Annotated in this window: 1 protein-coding gene; it reads right to left on the bottom strand. The window is 61.9% G+C overall.

The window, feature by feature from the left end:
- Nucleotides 1-193, bottom strand: a 193-nt coding sequence (locus C1X29_RS30190; RefSeq protein ID WP_102718958.1) for a HypC/HybG/HupF family hydrogenase formation chaperone, incomplete at its 3' end; no start/stop codon positions are given.
- Nucleotides 194-247: the final 54 nt, after the last annotated feature.

Below are 247 nucleotides of genomic sequence, written 5' to 3'. Positions count from 1 at the left end.
CCTCGAGCGTCCGCTTCGCCTCCTCCGGATCGATCTTGGTCAGGGCGTAGCCGACATGGATGATCACATAGTCGCCGACGGCGAGATCCTCGATCAGGGCGACGGAGATCTCCTTGGAGACGCCGTCAATCGAGACAGTCGCCATCTCGTCGGGCAGGAGCTTGGTGACCTCAGCCGGTATCGCAAGACACATCAGGCAATTCCTTCCAGGCCGGACTGTTCGAGTTGGAGCGCGGCGATCCAGGCC

Origin of the sequence: Pseudomonas sp. GW456-12-10-14-LB2, assembly GCF_002884345.1 — a bacterium.
In the GTDB taxonomy this organism is placed as follows: Bacteria; Pseudomonadota; Gammaproteobacteria; order Pseudomonadales; family Pseudomonadaceae; genus Aquipseudomonas; species Aquipseudomonas paraglycinae.
Note: the sequence above shows the minus strand (reverse complement) of the source record. Positions and strands in the feature narration are given on the sequence as shown.